This window comes from Pandoraea faecigallinarum (genome assembly GCF_001029105.3).
Taxonomy (GTDB): domain Bacteria; phylum Pseudomonadota; class Gammaproteobacteria; order Burkholderiales; family Burkholderiaceae; genus Pandoraea; species Pandoraea faecigallinarum.
In genome coordinates this window covers 1,598,258-1,614,996 of the sequence record NZ_CP011807.3, presented here as the reverse complement: position 1 = coordinate 1,614,996, position 16,739 = coordinate 1,598,258, and the positions used below count along the sequence as shown (strand labels likewise).

Below are 16,739 nucleotides of genomic sequence, written 5' to 3'. Positions count from 1 at the left end.
GCGCATACTGTATGCGTGTTATATCGACATGTCAACGCCCTTTGTCATGCCATTTGCCATTCCCCGGGGGCTCTCGATGCCCCTGCCGTTGCCCGGCAACCTCTCGCAAGCCGCGAATTTAGGCGGTTTCGCCTATTGACGGGATACGATTACAAACATACTGTATGCGCAGTATACTTCGACGCATCTCCTGCTTGATCCGCGTCAAAGTCTCCCGGCAGAACGTGCCCTACGCTGCGACGACCATGTTCCGAACCTCCGATTTCCTACCCGACTCATCGTCATCACCCCGTACCGGCGCGCCCCTATCCGCCACCGGCACGCGCCTGCCGGTCACGCTTCTCACCGGCTTTCTCGGAAGCGGCAAAACCACGCTGTTGCGGGCGTTGCTCGCGCACCCCGGCATGAGCGACACCGCGGTGATCGTCAACGAGTTCGGCGAAGTGGGACTGGATCATTTGCTCGTCGAGACGCTCGACGCCCATACCGTGCTGCTCGATAGCGGCTGCGTATGCTGTGCCGTGCGCGACGAGTTGAGCGAGACGTTATTGACCCTGCATGCGCGGCTCGCCGGTGGCGGTGTCGCGCCGTTCTCGCGCGTCGTGGTCGAGACCAGCGGCCTGGCGGACCCCAGCGCCGTCGTGGCGACATTGCTGGGCGACCCGGCGCTATCGAAGCGCTTCGTGCTCGATGCGGTCATCGTGACGGTGGACGCCGCGCACGCGATGTCCCAGCTTGGGGAGCAACCGGAAGCCGAGCGTCAGGTACTGCTGGCCGACCGGTTGCTCATCACGAAGGCGGATCTCGTCGACGACGACGCACTCGACACGCTTCGCGCGGCGCTCACGCAGCGAAATCCGGCCGCCTCCCAGCACCTGTGCGAACACGGCCGCATCGCACCATCGGAGGTTCTTGGCCTCGGCATGCATGAGGCCGATAGCGTGGCGAACGCGACGCTGCGCTGGCACGGCACCGCGTTGCCGCGCTATCGATCCGTATGTGGCATGCATGGCATGCAAGGATGCGCCGATTGCGCCGATGGCACACCGCTCAAGCTATTGCCCGGCGGCGATGCGCCGCATCGCGGGGACGTCGCGGCCCATTGCATCACACTGGAGACACCCATCGAATGGGACGTACTGAGCGGATGGCTTGGCGCCGTTGCGTTCCATCACGGCGACGGCCTGCTGCGACTGAAGGGATTGGTCGACGTATCGGGCGAAACCGGCCCGGTCGTCGTGCATGGCGTGCAACATCGTCTGCATCCGCCCGAGGTGCTGCCAACATGGCCGGCGCGTGCTGGCGCCGCCAATAACGAACGGCGCTCACGCTTCGTCTTCATCACGCGCAACGTGTCACGCGAGGCCCTGCTGGGGCATCTGACCGAAGCGCAACGCGTACCGACATAGGCTATGCGCAATGTAGTATCTTGTTGCCGACAAAACGACCAGGAATCCCATGCCACGAGAAAAAGCAGAAACACCCGTCTGGAAACTCGGCCGCGCCGAATCGACCGCCATGCGTGTCGAGCGTCAGATCAAGGAGGCATTGCTCGACGGGCACTTCGCCCCGGGTGATTTCCTCGGTTCGGAAAACGACCTGGCAACGCAGTTCGGCGTGAGCCGTCTGCCGATTCGCGAGGCGTTGGGCCGTCTGCAAGCGCTGGGAGTCGTCGATATCCGCACGGGCGCTGGCGGCGGAGCGCGCATCGCCCAGGGAAATCCGGCGCTCTTCTCCGAAGCGCTGGCGATTCAGCTCAAGCTGGTGGGCATGTCGGCCGAGGAAATCTTCGACGCGCAGTTCACCATAGAAGTCGCCGTCGCGGGACTCGCCGCGCAGGCCGCCACGGCGCAAGACATCGAAGCGCTCGAATTGGCGTTGGAGAACGCCCAGGCGCTGGTGGGCACGCAGCACGAGTTCACGCAGGCGTCGATGACGTTTCGCAACGCCGTCGCGCACGCTTCGCACAACCACTTCCTCGAAGCGATGATGCAGGCCATCGTGCACGTGCTGTATCGCTCGCTCACGCCGTACACCACCGAGACGGTCGCCAAAGGCGTCATCAAGCGCCATCAAGAGCTGCTCAACGCGATTCGCGCGCGTAACGACGAGGCCGCTCGTCAGGTGGTCTCGCAGAACCTCACGGTGCTGCGCGAGAAGTATCTCGCGGCGCGCGATGCCGCCGCCAAACGCTGATATCCGGAACGGGCCGGGCAAAAAAAGAACCGCGTCCCCCGACGCGGTTCGTAAAACCGGCCCACCCCCAAGCGGACCAGCACTACCTCATATCGGGTGCGACAACGCGCGAAGCGCCGCCGCTACCCGCCTGTGCGCCTACCGCCTCAGCGATTCCAGCCGTAGATGTCGAGCGACGCCTCACCGGCTTCGAGACGCCGGATGATCTCGGCCTCCTTCGCCTCGCGCTCGTGAGCGGCCCCCACCACGGTCTCGAGCGACGCCTGGGGTAGCACCACGACACCGTCGGCATCCCCCACCACGAGGTCGCCCGGTGCAATGACGATATCCTCCATACGCACCGGATAGCCGATCCACCCTCGCGCGTCGAAATCCTTACCCGTGCCGCGAATGCACAACCCGCGCGCGAAGACGGGAAAGCCGAAGCGCTCCAGAATGGCCCCGTCGCGTACGCAGCCGTCGATCACAAGGCCACCGAGCTTGCGCGCGCGCCCCATGGTCGACATCACTTCGCCCCAGTAGCCCGCGTCGTAATGCCCGGCGACACGCACGACCAGCACATCGCCCGCGCTGGCCAACGCCAGTGCGCGATGCAGCCAGAGGTTGTCGCCCGGCGGCGCGTCCACGGTCAGCGCCGGACCGCACACGTGAAACGACGGGGCCATCGGTTTGATGGCGGCAGGCAGCGCGCCGACCTTGCCCGCCGCCTCGTGCAGCGTAGCGACGGGCAGGGCCGCCACGCGCGCGACAAGCGCCGGGTCCGGGCGTTCGAAATCGAGATTGACGGTGGGCAGACGGGCGAACGGATATTGCGACCTGAGCGTCGCTGCGTGCGAAGTGGCGTCCATTGGTTGCCCCCTTAGCGCTGGCGCGTTTGCAACTGGTGATAGCCCAGACCCCTGCGGGCATCGTCCAGACGCTTGCCCCCGCGCACCGCTTCGCGGATATGGCGCTCCGCGGCATCGATGGCTTCCGCCGCATCGAGGACGGCGGCTTCGTGGGCTTTCGGAATCACGATCACGCCGTCGGCATCGCCGCGCACGATGTCGCCGGGATTGACGCGGGCGTTGCCGATATTCACGGGCACCTCCACGGCTTCGACCTGCACGCGGTCCTTGCCGGTGCGCATCCAGTTGCCCCGGCTGAAAATCGGATAGCCGAGGTCGAGCGCGAGCGACACGTCGCGGCAGATGCCGTCGATCACCGTGCCGGCGATACCCCGCCGATGGGCGATTTCGGTGAGGATGTCGCCCCACACGGTGCAGTCTTCGCGCCCGCCGTTATCGAGCACCAGCACCGTGCCCGGCGCGATATCGTCGATGTAATCGCCAACGGTGCCCGGCGGCGTGCTCGCGGGGCCGTATTGCAACGTGTAGGCACGCCCGGCCATGCGATAGCGGCTGTCGCGCGCTTTGACCTGGTGGCATTGCCCGGCGATGCCGAGCCGGTCGAGCGCATCGCTGAGCGTGGCGGTGTCGAGTGCCGCCGCACGGGCGACGTTGGGGTCCTGCGCTTGGTTCATGAGATGTCTCCTGATCGATGTTCCGGCGCGCCGGTCGCACCGGCGCCTGTAGCGTGCTTATGCAGCGCTGTCGCGCAGCATGTGTTCGTAGTTCGCGCCCATCACTTCGGTGACGGGCTGCCCGGCCAGCAGCGCCTTGGCCATGGCGGCTTCGCGCGCGGCAATCTGTTCCGCGGCGTCGAGTACGCGATCGATGTCCGCCGCGCCGACGAAAACCACGCCACTGTTGTCGGCGATGACGAAGTCACCCGGGGCGACGGCGAAGCCCTCCACCTCAATCGGAATGTTGGTGCCCGCTTCAGCGACGCGCGCGCGAGCGGTGCGCGCCGTCAGTTCGCGGCAGAACACCGGCAGGTCGTAGTCCCGCGCCTCGTCGATATCGCGCACGGGCCCATCGGCGACCACGCCTGCGACACCGCGCTGGACCGCCGCGAGCGACAGAATGCCTCCCCAGCTTCCGGCGTCGAGCCCTGTGTGCTGCTCGATGACGATGACATCGTCAGCCCCCGCGAGCATCACGGCGGTGGTGCCGAGATGACGCGGCGTGCCGGTAACGGGCGGCGCATCGGCGGCGGCGATGAGCTTCACGGTGATCGCGCGCCCGGCGATGCGTCGCGAGCCCGAGCGCTGGGGCAAATGGCTGACGGTGCTGCGCAGGCCAAGTTTGTCGGGCGCGTCCGAAACGGCGCAGGCATCGAGTTTTCGCAGTCGCGAGACCGTGTGCGCAGAAGTGTTCATGACATGTCCTTGCTAAGTGGTGTGAGGTGTCGGAGACAGGCCGTCGAACTCATGCCGGTGCCCAGTAAGCGAACGCCATCGCATTGCCGGTGCCCGCTTCGGTGCGATAGCAGGGCACGTAATCCACGAGCGTCATGTGCCAGTCGATGTCGTGCATGGCGGCGGCCAGCGGATACCAACTCTTGATTTCCGCGGTATTGCCGTTGAAGTACGACTCGGGAATTTCGGCCAGAGCCGCCTCGTCGCGCGCGGCAAAAGCATCCAGCACACGCCGGTCGAGTGCCTCGTCGATGACGAAGTGGGTCATGCCGCCGGAGGCGAGAACCGCCACCCGCATGTCGTGCGGCAGATGCGCGATGGCGGCGCGCAAGGCGTGGCCGAACGCCAGGCACCTTGCCGCGCGCGGCTGGTTCGGCGCCACGCCCACATTCAGAAAGATCGGCACACTCGGCGCAGGCATGTCGCGCATGATGCGCCGGTAGAGGAATCCGAATGCGTGCGGAATACCATGCTGGCGGTCGTCGCCGCCCGGCAGACGCACCGAACGCGCGACGTCGAAGTGCGCGTCGCATAGCGACCGGATGAGCGCATCGGCCACTTCCGGCGATCCGGGATACGTTGCCCCTTGCGGCGGACAGTGCCCCGCTTCGGCCACTGCCACCCCCGGCGGCAAGCGCGCAATTTGCGCTTCGGTGAGAGGAATGTTCTCGATGCGTTCGCCCGCGTAGACCGTGATGGAGGGGGTCAGATCTTCCTTGAAGACTTCGCGCTGATCGTTGCCCAGCAGAATCACCACCTCGGGCCGCGCGGCGGCGAACCGGTCCGCGAGCGTGTCGAGCGCGCGCTGGCAGGCGTCGAAGCGCGCCTGACGCGCACCGGGTTCGATGGCCTGCGCGAAGCGCGGCGACTCATCGGCACGCGCGGCGAGCAGCGCATCGTAGGACATCGACTCACCGCGGAACCAGTGCTGCGCATGCTTTCGATCCGCCCCGGCGCGCAAATCCCACATCTCGGGTGGCGTCGCGAGCATCGGTCCATGCGAGCAGCCCATCGCAAAAACGATCCGTGCCATCAGTACGCCTCCCGCCGCCGCGCCGGTGCTTCACGCCGGCGCACAACGCTTGTTTGTCTCATGTATGTCTCCTTTGGGCGGCATCCGCGGAAAATCGTGCGATGCCGAACACGCCAAATTAGTATTACTGTATGCGTGTTTATCGAAGAATAGGCGGGTTGTATTTGGGTTGTCAACGCTCATCCGACTATTTTTTCGTTGGGTTTGACACTGCCCATAACGGACATATAGTATGCGTGTTATGGTGCGTCGTAATGCGGCTCGATCCCCGTTCACAAGCCGCAAATCGTGCGCAACACTCATGACGATAACGATACTGGAGGCAGACATGACTCATTCCGCGATGGACGCCAGCCCGGCGCACGCGCGCCCGCAAGATTCCGCGCACGCCCCGCCGCCGGCACTGTCCGCAGCGGCCCCCGCGCAGCCGTGCGCCAGCGACACGCGCCGTGTCGGTCTGCGCGACTGGTACATGCTGATCGTGCTCACGGCCATCTTCGTGCTGTCGTTCATCGATCGTTCGTCGCTCTCGCTTGTCGTCGGCCCGCTCAAGCAGGAGCTGGGGGTGAGCGACTTCCAGATGAGCCTGCTGCTCGGCCTCTCGTTCGTGGTGCTCTACAGTACGTTCAGCATTCCGGCCGGTTATCTCGCCGACCGGTTCAGCCGTCGCGGCATCATTGGCTGGGCGGTGTTCGTGTGGTCCTCGATGACGGTGCTGTGCGGCTTTGCGTCGAACTACGTTCAGCTCTTTCTCGGACGCACGGGCATCGGTATCGGCGAGGGCGCATTGCAGCCCGCCGCCTATTCGATGATTCGCGACACGTTTCCGCCGGACCGGCGCGGGCGCGCTTTCGGCATCTATCACATGGGACCCATGCTCGGCGTGGGTTTCTCGCTTTTCGTGGGCGGCACGCTGCTCAGTCTGGCCCAAAGCGGGGACGTCGCCCACTGGCCGATTCTCGGTTCGCTGCGGCCGTGGCAGTTCGTGATCGTGGTGCCGGGGCTGTTGGGCATTCCCCTGGCCCTGCTGATGTTGACGTTGAGAGAGCCGGCGCGCGCCGCGAAACAACAAACCACGGATGCGGCGGGCTATCGCGACGCCCTGCGCTTCATTCGCAGCGAGTGGCGCCTGTACGTGCCGCTGTGGAGCGCGGCCACGCTGTACGCCATGGCGATTTCGGGGTTCAACGCATGGCTGCCCACTGTGATCGCGCGCGCCTGGCAATTGCCGCTGCCGAGTATCGGGCGCATGCTCGGGCCGCTGATGATGGTGTCGGTCCCCGCGGGTCTGGTATTGCTCGGTGCTGTCATGGACCGGCTGTCGCACCGCGGGCGCCGTGCCGCTCCGCTCGAAGTGGCGATGGTCTCGACGCTCCTTTCCTGTCTCGCCACGCTGTTCCTCGCCTTCACGGATAACCACCTGCTGGCGGTCGTGCTGTACGTGTGTCACACGTTCTTTGCCAGCCCGATTCCGTCGTCCGCCGGCGCCACGATGGCCCAGATCACACCGGGGCGCATGATGGGCAAACTCTCGTCGCTCTTCTTCCTCGTGCAGAACCTGCTCGGCCTCGCGCTTGGACCGACAGTGGCCGCCACGATCTCGCATCTGTTCTTCAGCGGCCCGCTGGCGATGGGGTACGCGATCATCACGACCTTCTGCGGCTGTACGGCGATTGCCGGCGTCATGTACGCACTGGTCGCCGCGCAGGTTCGTCGCCGGACCTTCGAATAACACGCCCATAAAAAAGCCACCGCAACGAGGGGCGGTGGCAAAGGGTACAACGCACGAAGCCTTCAGAGGATACGATTCAAAAACGGTGCCGCAGGCCGATACCTACCCCCGTCTGGTCCCGGCCGTTCGGAAACTCGGCACGCTGCGCCCCGTGACCGACGCTGTAGTCCACCGTGCCGTACAGCGTGGTGCGGCGTGAGAAGCCGTACTCGGCGAGCAGCACATAGGTCTCGCGCGATCCATCGCCTGCGTCGCCGCTCACACCGTTCACGTTACTGGCCCGGTCGTAGTACACGGCGGCCGACAGCGTGAGGGGCTTCGACACCTGATAGGCCACACCGGCGAAGAACGCATTGTCCTTGCGCGGATTCGGACCGCCTGTCACCCCGCGGCCCGACAGGAAGCCGTCGACGAAGCCGGTCTTGTCGTTGCTGTTGTAATAGCCGAGAGTCAGCGTGGCCGGGCCCCATTCGTACTTGAGATCCAGGTTGTAGATCATCTGCGTGTTGGCCTGAATGTCCCGGTTTTGCAGCACGTTCGCGGCAATGCCGAACGGCTTGCCCACGTACGCCACCGAAAGGACATAGCCCGAATTGCGTGCCGTGCTGCCTGCCACGCCGCCGACGATATATTCCAGACCGACCTGGATGTCCTGGTACCGCTTCATGTACTTGACGGCGTTGTTCGCACCGTTCGGACCGTTCGTACCGAACACGACAGGCATCCATTCGTTCTGGTCGTAATTGCCCACCGTGAGCGGATCCCAGCCTTCGATCAGAAGTTCCCAGAGCGGGTTGTCCTGCGTACCGAGCGTGAGCTTGCCGTAGTCCCCTTCGAGACCGACGTACGCTTTGCGGTTGAAGATTTTTCCGCTTCGCTGCGACGTACCGTTGTTCAGGTGATAGCCGCCCTCGAGCATGAAGAGAGCCTTCATGCCCTGGCCGAGGTCTTCCTTGCCATAGATGCCCCAACGGCTTTGCGAGATGGCGCCGTCGGTGAGCGCAAAACTGCTCTTGTTGTCACTGGTTGCGCCGGACAGATAGCGAAGGCTCGCATCCGCCACGCCGAACATCGTCACGCTCGATTGCGCGAACACCGGCGAGGCGATCAGCGCCCCGGCGGCCAGAGGAAATGCCCATGTCTTCATTTAATGCCTTCCCCAATGCGCCAACCGCCCTGCAGCGGCCGGCCATAGTAGCACCGCCGCGGCATTCGTCACCGCCTCACGTGTCCTCAGGCATCGGCAATATATTTCGCATAACTAATTAAATGCCGTGCACCTGCGGATGCACCGGGGCCTCATCCGCCTCCAAGGCGCCGGCGAAGCCAAACCAGAAAGGTGACGATACCCAACCCGCCCGGCGCCTCTGGCGCCGGCGGTCTCCCTTGCCGCGAACATAAATTTGTATACCTAATTATTTTGATTTATACTCTCCGTCGTAGTCACCTCCTCAATGGCAAGCGTTGCACACGCCGTTAACGTGGTCCGGAGGCGCGACGCTCCCTGCCCGGAGCGTCGCAATTTCCCGAACTCCCAAATCCCGACTTCCCTTCCTGGACGATGTCCGCCGTGGGCGCACTTCGTTCAGCACTTCGTCCCACACTTCGTCCGCGATACCGCTATCGTCCGGATGACGACCTGGCGTCGGCCGGTTTCACCGCGATCACCTCGATTTCCACCATCCAGCCCGGGTCCACGAGACGGGCGGCTTGCAGCACGGAGCGCGCCGGCAGATTCGGACCGTTTTTGTCGAAGAACTGGTAGTAGCCGTTCATGAAGCCGCCGAAGTCCATGACGTTGTTCTTTGCCGGATCCCCCACCAGAAACACCTGCATCTTGACCACGTCCTTCATGCCGAGATTCATCGTGGCGAGCAGCGCCTGAATCCGCCTGAGCACGCTCACCGTCTGCTGCTCGGTATTGCCGTAGCCGCCGCTTTCCAGTTTTTCGGGGACCTGACCGCTCAGATAGACGGTGGAGGCGTTCGCGGGCACCTCGACCGCGAGGGCGAGCGGCCCCGGCGTTTTCGGCAAATGGCGCACGATTTCCTGGGCACCGGCCGGGTGTGCCAGACAAAGGGCAGCGCCGAGCGCCGCGACTTTCCACCATCCTTTCGTTGACTTCGTCATATGGGTTCCTGAAATGGTTGAATTGATGGCGCGCACGTCTTGCACGCGCGCCGACATTCCCGGCGCGAGACTGTCGATGCTGCGACCGGTATCCGGCGTGCCGCCCAACGGCGCGGCACGCCGGGAGCATCAATTGCCCTTGGTGCCGCCTTCCCCTTCCTTCGCCGCGACGGTCTTGCGCACGGCCGCGACCTGCTCGACCGACACCGGCGCCGCGTTGTTGCCCCATTCGCCGCGAATAAAGGTCACGACGGCTGCGATCTGCGTATCGTTGAGCGACGAATTGAACGTCGGCATGCCGCCACGTCCGCCAATCACGGTCTCGACGACTTTGTCGGGATCGCCCAGCACGAACTTGTCGCCCTTGAGGGCGGGAAACGCGCCGGGAATGCCTTGACCGCCGGCCTGATGGCAAGCCGCGCAGTTGTTACCGAAGAGGGTTTTGCCCGACGGTGTCTGCGCGTGCGAAATACCCGTCACCAAACCGAACAACGCGATCGACCACAACTTTTTCATTGCCTCACTCCTGTACTTTTTCTGACTACCACTGACTTCGCTCCAACGCCCTGAGCGTCGCCTCGCACTCACGTGCTCAGGCGGGCGTGCAACTGCTCGATTTGATGCCTGGCCGATTCGATCGCACCGGCCTGCCAGCCATTCAGATGGCTCATGTGTTCGCCCGCCAGCAGCGTGCGGCCCTCTCCCTTTAGCAGACGGGGATAGGCGGTGCGGCGTGCGGCTTCGCTCCAGTCGGCCCAGCCCCCGAGGTTGTACTTCACGCGATGCCAGGCCACCGAGAACGACGATTCGGCCGAGTCGCGATACTGTCCCGGAAACACCTTTTCGCCCGCGGCCAGACCGAACTCGGTGCGCTCCTTCTGTGACATCGCGCTGATCTGCGCAGCCGTCGCGCCGAAGTTGTAGTAGGCCAGCAGCGTGCCTTTCTTCCCCTGCCAATTGGTCGACGGCAGCGAGATGAGCGTGGCGCCCTTGATGTCGGTCTGAATGTGACCGCCGTAGATGAAGTGATCCTCTTCCCAAAATCGCCGCTTCATCTGCACACCCAGCTTGCCGACGGGCTCGTACGCCACTTGCATGGCGTCCTTGAAGCCGTCGGAGAAGTCGGTGTCGATCTGTTTGAGCACCGACAGCGGGATCGTGCAAAGACAGAAATCGCCGTTGACCGTGCGGGCGGCACCGGTGCGCGTATCCTTGCACTGCAACGTCACGCCGCTCTCGGTGTTGCGCAGGCTCACGACCTCGGTGTTGTAGCGGATCATCTTCTTCGTGCGGGCTTCGAACGCCTTGGCGATGTGATCCATGCCGCCCACGGCCTGAAGCATCGTCTGTTGTTGTTCGATACCGTTGGCGGAGCGGTAGATGTTGCCGAGCTTCGACTTGAGCAGATCGCCGAATTGCAGCGGATCGGTGAGCTCACCGGCCTGCACGCCCGGGTATGTCTTGTAGCCGCGTGCCGACGTGCCCTTATAGTCGAGGTCTTTCTTGTTCAGATAGCCTTCGTGCACGAGGTAGTCGAGCAGCAGCGCCTTGTCGCCCTCGCTGATCTGGTCGTTGAGCTTGCCCGCGCGCAACGTCTTGGCGAAAAGTTCGTCGGTGTAGCCGCGCATGTCCGCTTTGATCTCGAACTGGCGCAGGCGCTTACCCGCCAGGGGACCGTCGATGTTTTCCTTATAGACGTAGGCCGCGTCGTTGTCGTTGTTGAAGAGTTCGAGCGGCACGCCGAATTCGCGCGTGTAGTGCAGCGTGGACTGCTGGCAGAACGGAATGCGCCACGGGCCGTGGTTGATGTATTGACCTTCGTCGAAGTTGCAGACCTGACGCTCGCCGCCCAACTCGGTGAGCTCGAAGCCGCGGCGTGCCGTCTGACAACGCCCACCGGCAAAGCCGCGCGCTTCGACGATCTCGCACTGGTAGCCCAGCTTCGAGAGCTCGTACGCCGCGGTCATGCCGGCAAGACCCGCGCCCAGAATGACGACGCGCTTGCCGCGTCCGCTGCCGGACAATCGCGGCGGGGACGTACGTACCGACGCAAGGTCGACGCCCCATGCCTTCATCGTGGCCAGCATGAGGCCACTGCCGCCGATCGCCAGCGTGCGCATCAGGAAATCCCGGCGCCGCAAAGCGCGCCCGCCGCCCCGTGTACCTGCGCCTGCAATCGAATCCATCGAACCGAACGACTTACCCGTGGTTTGTTGCGCGTCTGACATGACTCTCCTCACTCTTGGATGATGCAACCTGTCGCGAATGCCAACGCCGTGCGCCTGATGTGCCACGGCGCGCCACGACCTTACGGACGAGCGCAACCGGCAAGCGCATGCAGCGCCTCAGCGAACGAAAACGGGGGATAGTGAGAAGGCTCAGGGGGAGTGACCAGAGGACTGCATGATGTCTCCTTAAGCGCGAAATCCTGGGCAAGCCCGACGGTCTTGTGCCGTCGTAACGCCGGGTTCTTGTCTTCTCGTGAAACGTCTCCCACAGAGCCGGCCGATTGCGTGCTCCGGGGGGAATGCGGCCGGTCGAATGGGAATCACGCCGGCACTGCACTGCGGAGCCAATCCTGCTCAAGGGAATCGGGTATGCTTGCTTGCCGTCGCACTTGGCTCGCCCGCCACCATAACGACCATACTATATGCGTGTTATAGCTTCGGATATTAGCGTTAGTACTTAGCGTGCGTTGATGGCATGCATGGGTGACATGCGTTGGGGCGTGCTTGAGCGCATCGTTGCGCGGCGCCGTCGGGCGCGTTTGAATGTCGTGGCGGAAAGCAGCCGGAGTCGAACCGACCTGGGAGCGTCTGACGCCCCCAACCGGGTTTGAAGCCCGGCCGCATCACCGGATACGGATGCCTTCCTTCGGACGAAGCAAATTCATTTGCTCGAGGGTGGGACAAGCGTGCGCGCACCGCGCGAAGCCTTGCCTTCGATGCTGTGATTCGGACTACGCCGCACCCCATTCCACGCCGGGACGGCGAACGTGCAAATCGCCAACGCGGCGAGTATATCCCGCGCGATCGAAGAACTCCAGAATCTGAATCGCGCGCTTGCGGCCCAGTCCCGTCGCATCCCGAAAGGCACCGGCCTCCACCTTGCCGCTTGCGTGCGCGATCATTGCGGCCAACGTCTGCACGCACGCGTCGTCGTAGAACAGATCCTTGACGATCTGATGCACGCGGCCCTGTCGCGCAAGCTTGCGCAGCACCGAGCGCACCCGATCTTCCGGCACGTTCAACTCACGCCCCATGTCGCGCACCCACGGCGGATCGAAGCGCCCCTGTGCCACCTTCGGCAACAGCGCCTCGGCCAGCGCCTGCTCTTCCTGTGTCATCTCCACGCGGTGGGTGGGCAGGTGCCACCACGCCCCCGTGCGCGCGAGCGAACCTTCGCTCAACAATGCCTGCACGATCGCACGCCAGCGCCCGGCGTCCAGCGAGGGCCAGATCATACGCCCCAGACGGGCGGCGTCGAGCCCCGGCTCATCGGGCATGCGAGCGTGATAGTCGCCCAGCGACGCAAGCACGCGCGTGCGCATGACCTCCCACGCGTGTCGTGCAAACGCCAGCGATTCGCCGTCCGTGAGCGCATGCACCACGGCGTCGGACGGCCACGCCCATTGCGCTGCCGGCAACCCCGTCAATGCGACGACCTGCGCGCTCGTCAGACCGAATGGCGATTGTGCGAGCAAGGCTTCCAGCCCGCCGTCGTCGAGGGAGTGTGCGAGCGCGTCGAGCCACGCGAGCCGCGCCGCCGACCGGCGCTTGCGCTCGGGGGCAGCCGGATCGAGCACGCGCCCGCCGCCCACGGTCGCCGTCGCCTGCGGGTTGCGCACGATGAAGCGATCGCCGGGCATCGTACACACAGGCGTGTCGAATACCAGTTGCACACGCATCGATTCGCCGGGCGCGAGCGTATCGCCGTCCAGCAACACCGTGCGCGCCTGCACGTGCGTCGTGCCCAGATGCACGTGCAGCGGGAACCATTGCGTGAGCGGTGCGCTGCCTTCGAGCCAATGCAGTTCGACGTCCACATGGGTCGACGGCGCACACAGGCCCGAGGCGGCGATCCAGTCGCCCCGGCGCAACTGATCGCGCTCGATGCCGGCCAGATTCAGCGCGCAACGCTCGCCCGCCCTGCCCGCTTCGACAGCGCGATTCTGTGCGTGGATGCTACGCACACGCACCGGCAGCCCCTGCGGCATGACCGTCAACGTATCCCCCACGCGCACTGTGCCCGCGAACGCCGTGCCCGTCACCACCGTGCCGTGTCCGGCAAGCGTGAAGACACGGTCGACGGCCAGACGGAACAGCGCGCCGTCGCGACGCGCCGCATTGCCCGAGGCCAGCAACGCCCCCGCCGCCCGCGTCAGATGCTCGCGCAACGCCGATACGCCGGCGTCGCCGGGCGTCGTCGCCGACACCGGTATCACGTCCGATTGCGCGAGCGGTGTGCCGGCGAGCCAGTGCCCGATCTCCTGCGTCACCGCGGCAAGACGCGCCGCATCCACACGGTCGGCCTTCGACAACGCAACGACACCGCGCTTCACGCCGAGCATCGTCAGAATGGCAAGATGCTCGCGTGTCTGCGGCATGATGCCGTCGTCCGCCGCGACCACGAGCAGTGCGAAGTCGATGCCGGCCGCCCCGGCCGCCATCGTGTGAATCAGCTTCTCGTGCCCGGGCACATCGATGAAGCCGAGCACTTCGCCATCGGGCAACGGGGTATAGGCATAGCCCAGTTCGATGGAAATGCCGCGCGCCTTTTCCTCCTTGAGCCGATCCGTGTCGACACCGGTCAGCGCGCGAACGAGGCTCGTTTTGCCGTGGTCGATGTGTCCCGCCGTGCCGACGATCATGCGCGAAGCTCCGCGAACTGCAACGATAGACGGGCTTCGTCGTGCGCCTCCAGGCAGCGCAGGTCGAGCCAGAGCGTCTGCTCGGCGATGCGTCCGATCACCGGATACGGCAGCCCGCGCAGCGCCGCCTCCAGCCTCGCGAGCGCGCGTCCGGCGCCGCGTTTGCCGCCACCGGCCGGCGTAATGGCCAGTCCGTAGCTCGGGAGTTGCTCGACCGGCAACGCGCCGCTGCCGATCTGGCTGACCATCGGCGCAGCGCTCACGGTGTAGTCCTCACCAAGCGCGTTCGCCAGCACCGGCACCAGACGTTCGGCCTGCGCCGCCATGTCGGCACGCGTGCGTGTGAGCAGACGCAGCGTCGTGAGCCGTTCGCTCAAGTGCTCGGGATCGCGATAGAGGCGCAGCACCGGCTCCAGCGCCGCGAGCGTGAGCTTGCCTACCCGAAGTGCGCGTTTGAGGGGATGCTTCTTGATCCTGGCGACGAGATCCTTACGCCCGACGATCATGCCCGCCTGCGGGCCACCGAGCAGCTTGTCGCCGGAGAACGTGACGAGATCCGCGCCGGCGGCAATCGTCTCCTGCACGGTCGTCTCGTGCGGCAGGCCCCATCGCTCCATCGGCGCGAGCGTGCCGCTGCCGAGGTCCACGGCCACCGGCACGCCATGCGGCTTCGCAATGGCCACGACTTCGGCTACGTCCACGCTCTTGGTGAAGCCCGTCACTTCGTAGTTGCTGCAATGCACCTTCATGAGCAGCGCCGTCCGGTCGCCGATGGCATTGCGATAGTCGGCCGCGTGGGTACGATTGGTCGTGCCGACCTCCACAAGCTTTGCGCCCGCGTGCGTCATGATGTCGGGAATGCGGAACGCGCCGCCGATCTCCACCAGTTCGCCGCGCGAGACCACGACCTCGCGGCGCCGGGCCAGGGTAGCGAGCATCAGCAGCACGGCGGCCGCATTGTTGTTGACGACGGTCGCCGCCTCCCCGCCCGTCAACTCGCACAGCAGCGGCGCGACGAGATCGTCGCGATCGCCGCGGCCGCCCGTCGCCAGATCGAATTCGAGATTGGCCGGCGACGTGAGCGCCTGCAACACCGACTCGATGGCCGCCTCGGGCAACATCGCCCGCCCGAGATTGGTGTGCAGCACCGTGCCGGTGAGATTGAAGACGGGACGCAGCGTCGCGCGGTTGCGTTCGGTCAATGCGCTCAGGACACGTGCGCCGAACGCCGATGGCGTGAGCGCATCGTGCGTGAGCGTGCCCGCAAGCGCCGCCGCACGGCGCACGTCGAGGTCGCGTCGCAAGGCCGCTGTGACCTGCGTGCGGCCGAAGTCGGCCAGCGCCGCCTGAAATTCGGGCATTCCCAGCAAACGATCGAGCGACGGCAAATCCGCCGCACCCGCCCGCGCCCCCTCGTACCCGGACATCGCCGTCTCCTTGCCCATCAGGCGTCTTCGGCGTTTTGCCAGAGCAACGGATTCCCGTTGGCCCGCGCGTAACCCGCTTCGCCCATGAGCACATCGAGTGCGAGGCTGGCGAGGTCGTCGGCGACCGGTTCCACGAACGGGTCCTTGTCCTGATAGAAGATCTTGCGATAGCTATGGCAGTCGTCGCACGACTCGGCGCGAATCGGCGATGAGGCAACTCGCTTGGCCGCCCCGTCGAGTTTCGGACGCCCGTCCGCGCCCTTGAGAATGCCGCCGTCGAGCGCAGCGACTTCCTCGCCCGAGGCGGCGGCATCGCCTGCCGTGTCGACGACGTGATACGCGACGTGCTCGCTCGCTTCGCAGTGCGTGCATTTCACCCGCACCATGTGCCACTCGGTCGCGCACAGGCCACAACACAGATAACGATAGCCCTCGTGCGCGCCGCCGATGCGAACGACGCTCGCCACAGGCAGTGTCCCGCACACCGGGCAGACATTGGGCACGTCGAGCATCGGCACTTCACCGGCATCGAACGTGCTCGCCACGCCGGTCCAGAGCACTTGCAGCGCCGCCATCAGGAACGGTGCGCTCGCGGCATCCACGCCCTTGCCATGCCCGGCGAGCAACGCTTGCGCACCGGCTTCGAGCGCCGCCGGATCGGCCGCGCGAACGCGCTCGATCACGCCCTTCACGGCCGTGGGCAGGCCGGGCTGCGCAGCCACCGCGTCGAGCAGCGGCGTGAGCAACGGCTGCCAGCGGCCCGCGTCGTAACCGCCGGTGGCGGGCACCAGCGGCATGCAGTGCCGCTGCGCCTGTTCGATCGAGCCGGCAGAGGGACGCTCGGCCTGAAAGTTGTCGAGCACACGTTGCTGCGCGTCGACAAGTGCGGCCATGAGCCGCAGGTAATCGCCCAGCGGATGAGCGTCGGCCAGTTGGCGCAAACGCGCCGCGCGCGCCGAAAAGACTTCGGCGCGTTGCGGCATGCGCAGGCGGGGAATGGAGGTGCGATCGAGAGACTCGATCTGCCCGGGTTCGAGAATGCGTTGCAAGGT

Annotated in this window: 14 protein-coding genes and 1 tRNA gene; 3 read left to right on the top strand and 12 right to left on the bottom strand. The window is 65.2% G+C overall.

Annotated elements, in window-relative coordinates; genetic code table 11:
* Window positions 1–245 precede the first annotated feature (245 nt).
* Together AB870_RS07230 and AB870_RS07225 are read left to right on the top strand one after the other, a co-directional pair.
* Window positions 246–1,409: a CobW family GTP-binding protein gene (locus AB870_RS07230; RefSeq protein WP_047908918.1), complete on the top strand. Its 1,164-nt coding sequence runs from the start codon at window positions 246–248 to the stop codon at window positions 1,407–1,409.
* Between the two features lie 49 nt (window positions 1,410–1,458).
* A complete protein-coding gene (locus AB870_RS07225) occupies window positions 1,459–2,196 on the top strand; it encodes a FadR/GntR family transcriptional regulator (RefSeq protein ID WP_053059610.1) in 738 nt (245 codons plus the stop codon).
* A 146-nt stretch (window positions 2,197–2,342) separates the two neighbouring features.
* Here AB870_RS07225 and AB870_RS07220 read toward each other — a convergent pair whose 3' ends face one another.
* The 4 genes from AB870_RS07220 to AB870_RS07205 are packed head-to-tail and all read right to left on the bottom strand — an operon-like array spanning window position 2,343 to window position 5,528.
* Complete coding sequence (locus AB870_RS07220) at window positions 2,343–3,044, bottom strand: 4-carboxy-4-hydroxy-2-oxoadipate aldolase/oxaloacetate decarboxylase (protein WP_084663403.1); 702 nt, start codon at window positions 3,042–3,044, stop codon at window positions 2,343–2,345.
* An 11-nt stretch (window positions 3,045–3,055) separates the two neighbouring features.
* Window positions 3,056–3,718 carry an RraA family protein gene (locus AB870_RS07215; RefSeq protein ID WP_047907489.1) on the bottom strand — a complete coding sequence of 221 codons (663 nt, stop codon included), beginning with the start codon at window positions 3,716–3,718 and terminating at the stop codon, window positions 3,056–3,058.
* 57 nt (window positions 3,719–3,775) lie between these two features.
* The gene (locus AB870_RS07210; RefSeq protein ID WP_047907488.1) at window positions 3,776–4,456 is read right to left on the bottom strand and encodes an RraA family protein; all 681 of its coding nucleotides are present in this window, start codon (window positions 4,454–4,456) and stop codon (window positions 3,776–3,778) included.
* A 49-nt stretch (window positions 4,457–4,505) separates the two neighbouring features.
* Window positions 4,506–5,528, bottom strand: a complete 1,023-nt coding sequence (locus AB870_RS07205) for a DODA-type extradiol aromatic ring-opening family dioxygenase (protein ID WP_047907487.1) — start codon at window positions 5,526–5,528, stop codon at window positions 4,506–4,508.
* 328 nt (window positions 5,529–5,856) lie between these two features.
* Here AB870_RS07205 and AB870_RS07200 point away from each other — a divergent pair, with 328 nt between their 5' ends.
* Window positions 5,857–7,260, top strand: coding sequence for an MFS transporter (locus AB870_RS07200; RefSeq protein WP_167362684.1), 1,404 nt, complete (start codon window positions 5,857–5,859; stop codon window positions 7,258–7,260).
* 76 nt (window positions 7,261–7,336) lie between these two features.
* Here AB870_RS07200 and AB870_RS07195 read toward each other — a convergent pair whose 3' ends face one another.
* The 8 genes from AB870_RS07195 to fdhE form a co-directional block, all read right to left on the bottom strand.
* Window positions 7,337–8,407 carry a porin gene (locus AB870_RS07195; protein WP_047907486.1) on the bottom strand — a complete coding sequence of 357 codons (1,071 nt, stop codon included), beginning with the start codon at window positions 8,405–8,407 and terminating at the stop codon, window positions 7,337–7,339.
* Between the two features lie 473 nt (window positions 8,408–8,880).
* Complete coding sequence (locus tag AB870_RS07190) at window positions 8,881–9,390, bottom strand: RidA family protein (RefSeq protein ID WP_047908914.1); 510 nt, start codon at window positions 9,388–9,390, stop codon at window positions 8,881–8,883.
* 129 nt (window positions 9,391–9,519) lie between these two features.
* The gene (locus AB870_RS07185; RefSeq protein ID WP_053059607.1) at window positions 9,520–9,906 is read right to left on the bottom strand and encodes a c-type cytochrome; all 387 of its coding nucleotides are present in this window, start codon (window positions 9,904–9,906) and stop codon (window positions 9,520–9,522) included.
* Window positions 9,907–9,974: 68 nt separating this feature from the next.
* Window positions 9,975–11,618 carry a flavin monoamine oxidase family protein gene (locus AB870_RS07180; protein WP_237170077.1) on the bottom strand — a complete coding sequence of 548 codons (1,644 nt, stop codon included), beginning with the start codon at window positions 11,616–11,618 and terminating at the stop codon, window positions 9,975–9,977.
* Between the two features lie 549 nt (window positions 11,619–12,167).
* Window positions 12,168–12,263 (bottom strand) — tRNA-Sec (locus tag AB870_RS07175).
* Between the two features lie 86 nt (window positions 12,264–12,349).
* A complete protein-coding gene (gene selB / locus AB870_RS07170) occupies window positions 12,350–14,260 on the bottom strand; it encodes a selenocysteine-specific translation elongation factor (protein ID WP_047907485.1) in 1,911 nt (636 codons plus the stop codon).
* Window positions 14,257–15,687, bottom strand: a complete 1,431-nt coding sequence (selA, locus tag AB870_RS07165; RefSeq protein ID WP_047908911.1) for an L-seryl-tRNA(Sec) selenium transferase — start codon at window positions 15,685–15,687, stop codon at window positions 14,257–14,259. The genes selB and selA overlap by 4 nt, the downstream gene beginning before the upstream one ends.
* Before the next feature lie 17 nt (window positions 15,688–15,704).
* Complete coding sequence (fdhE, locus tag AB870_RS07160) at window positions 15,705–16,736, bottom strand: formate dehydrogenase accessory protein FdhE (RefSeq protein WP_084663399.1); 1,032 nt, start codon at window positions 16,734–16,736, stop codon at window positions 15,705–15,707.
* Window positions 16,737–16,739 lie beyond the last annotated feature (3 nt).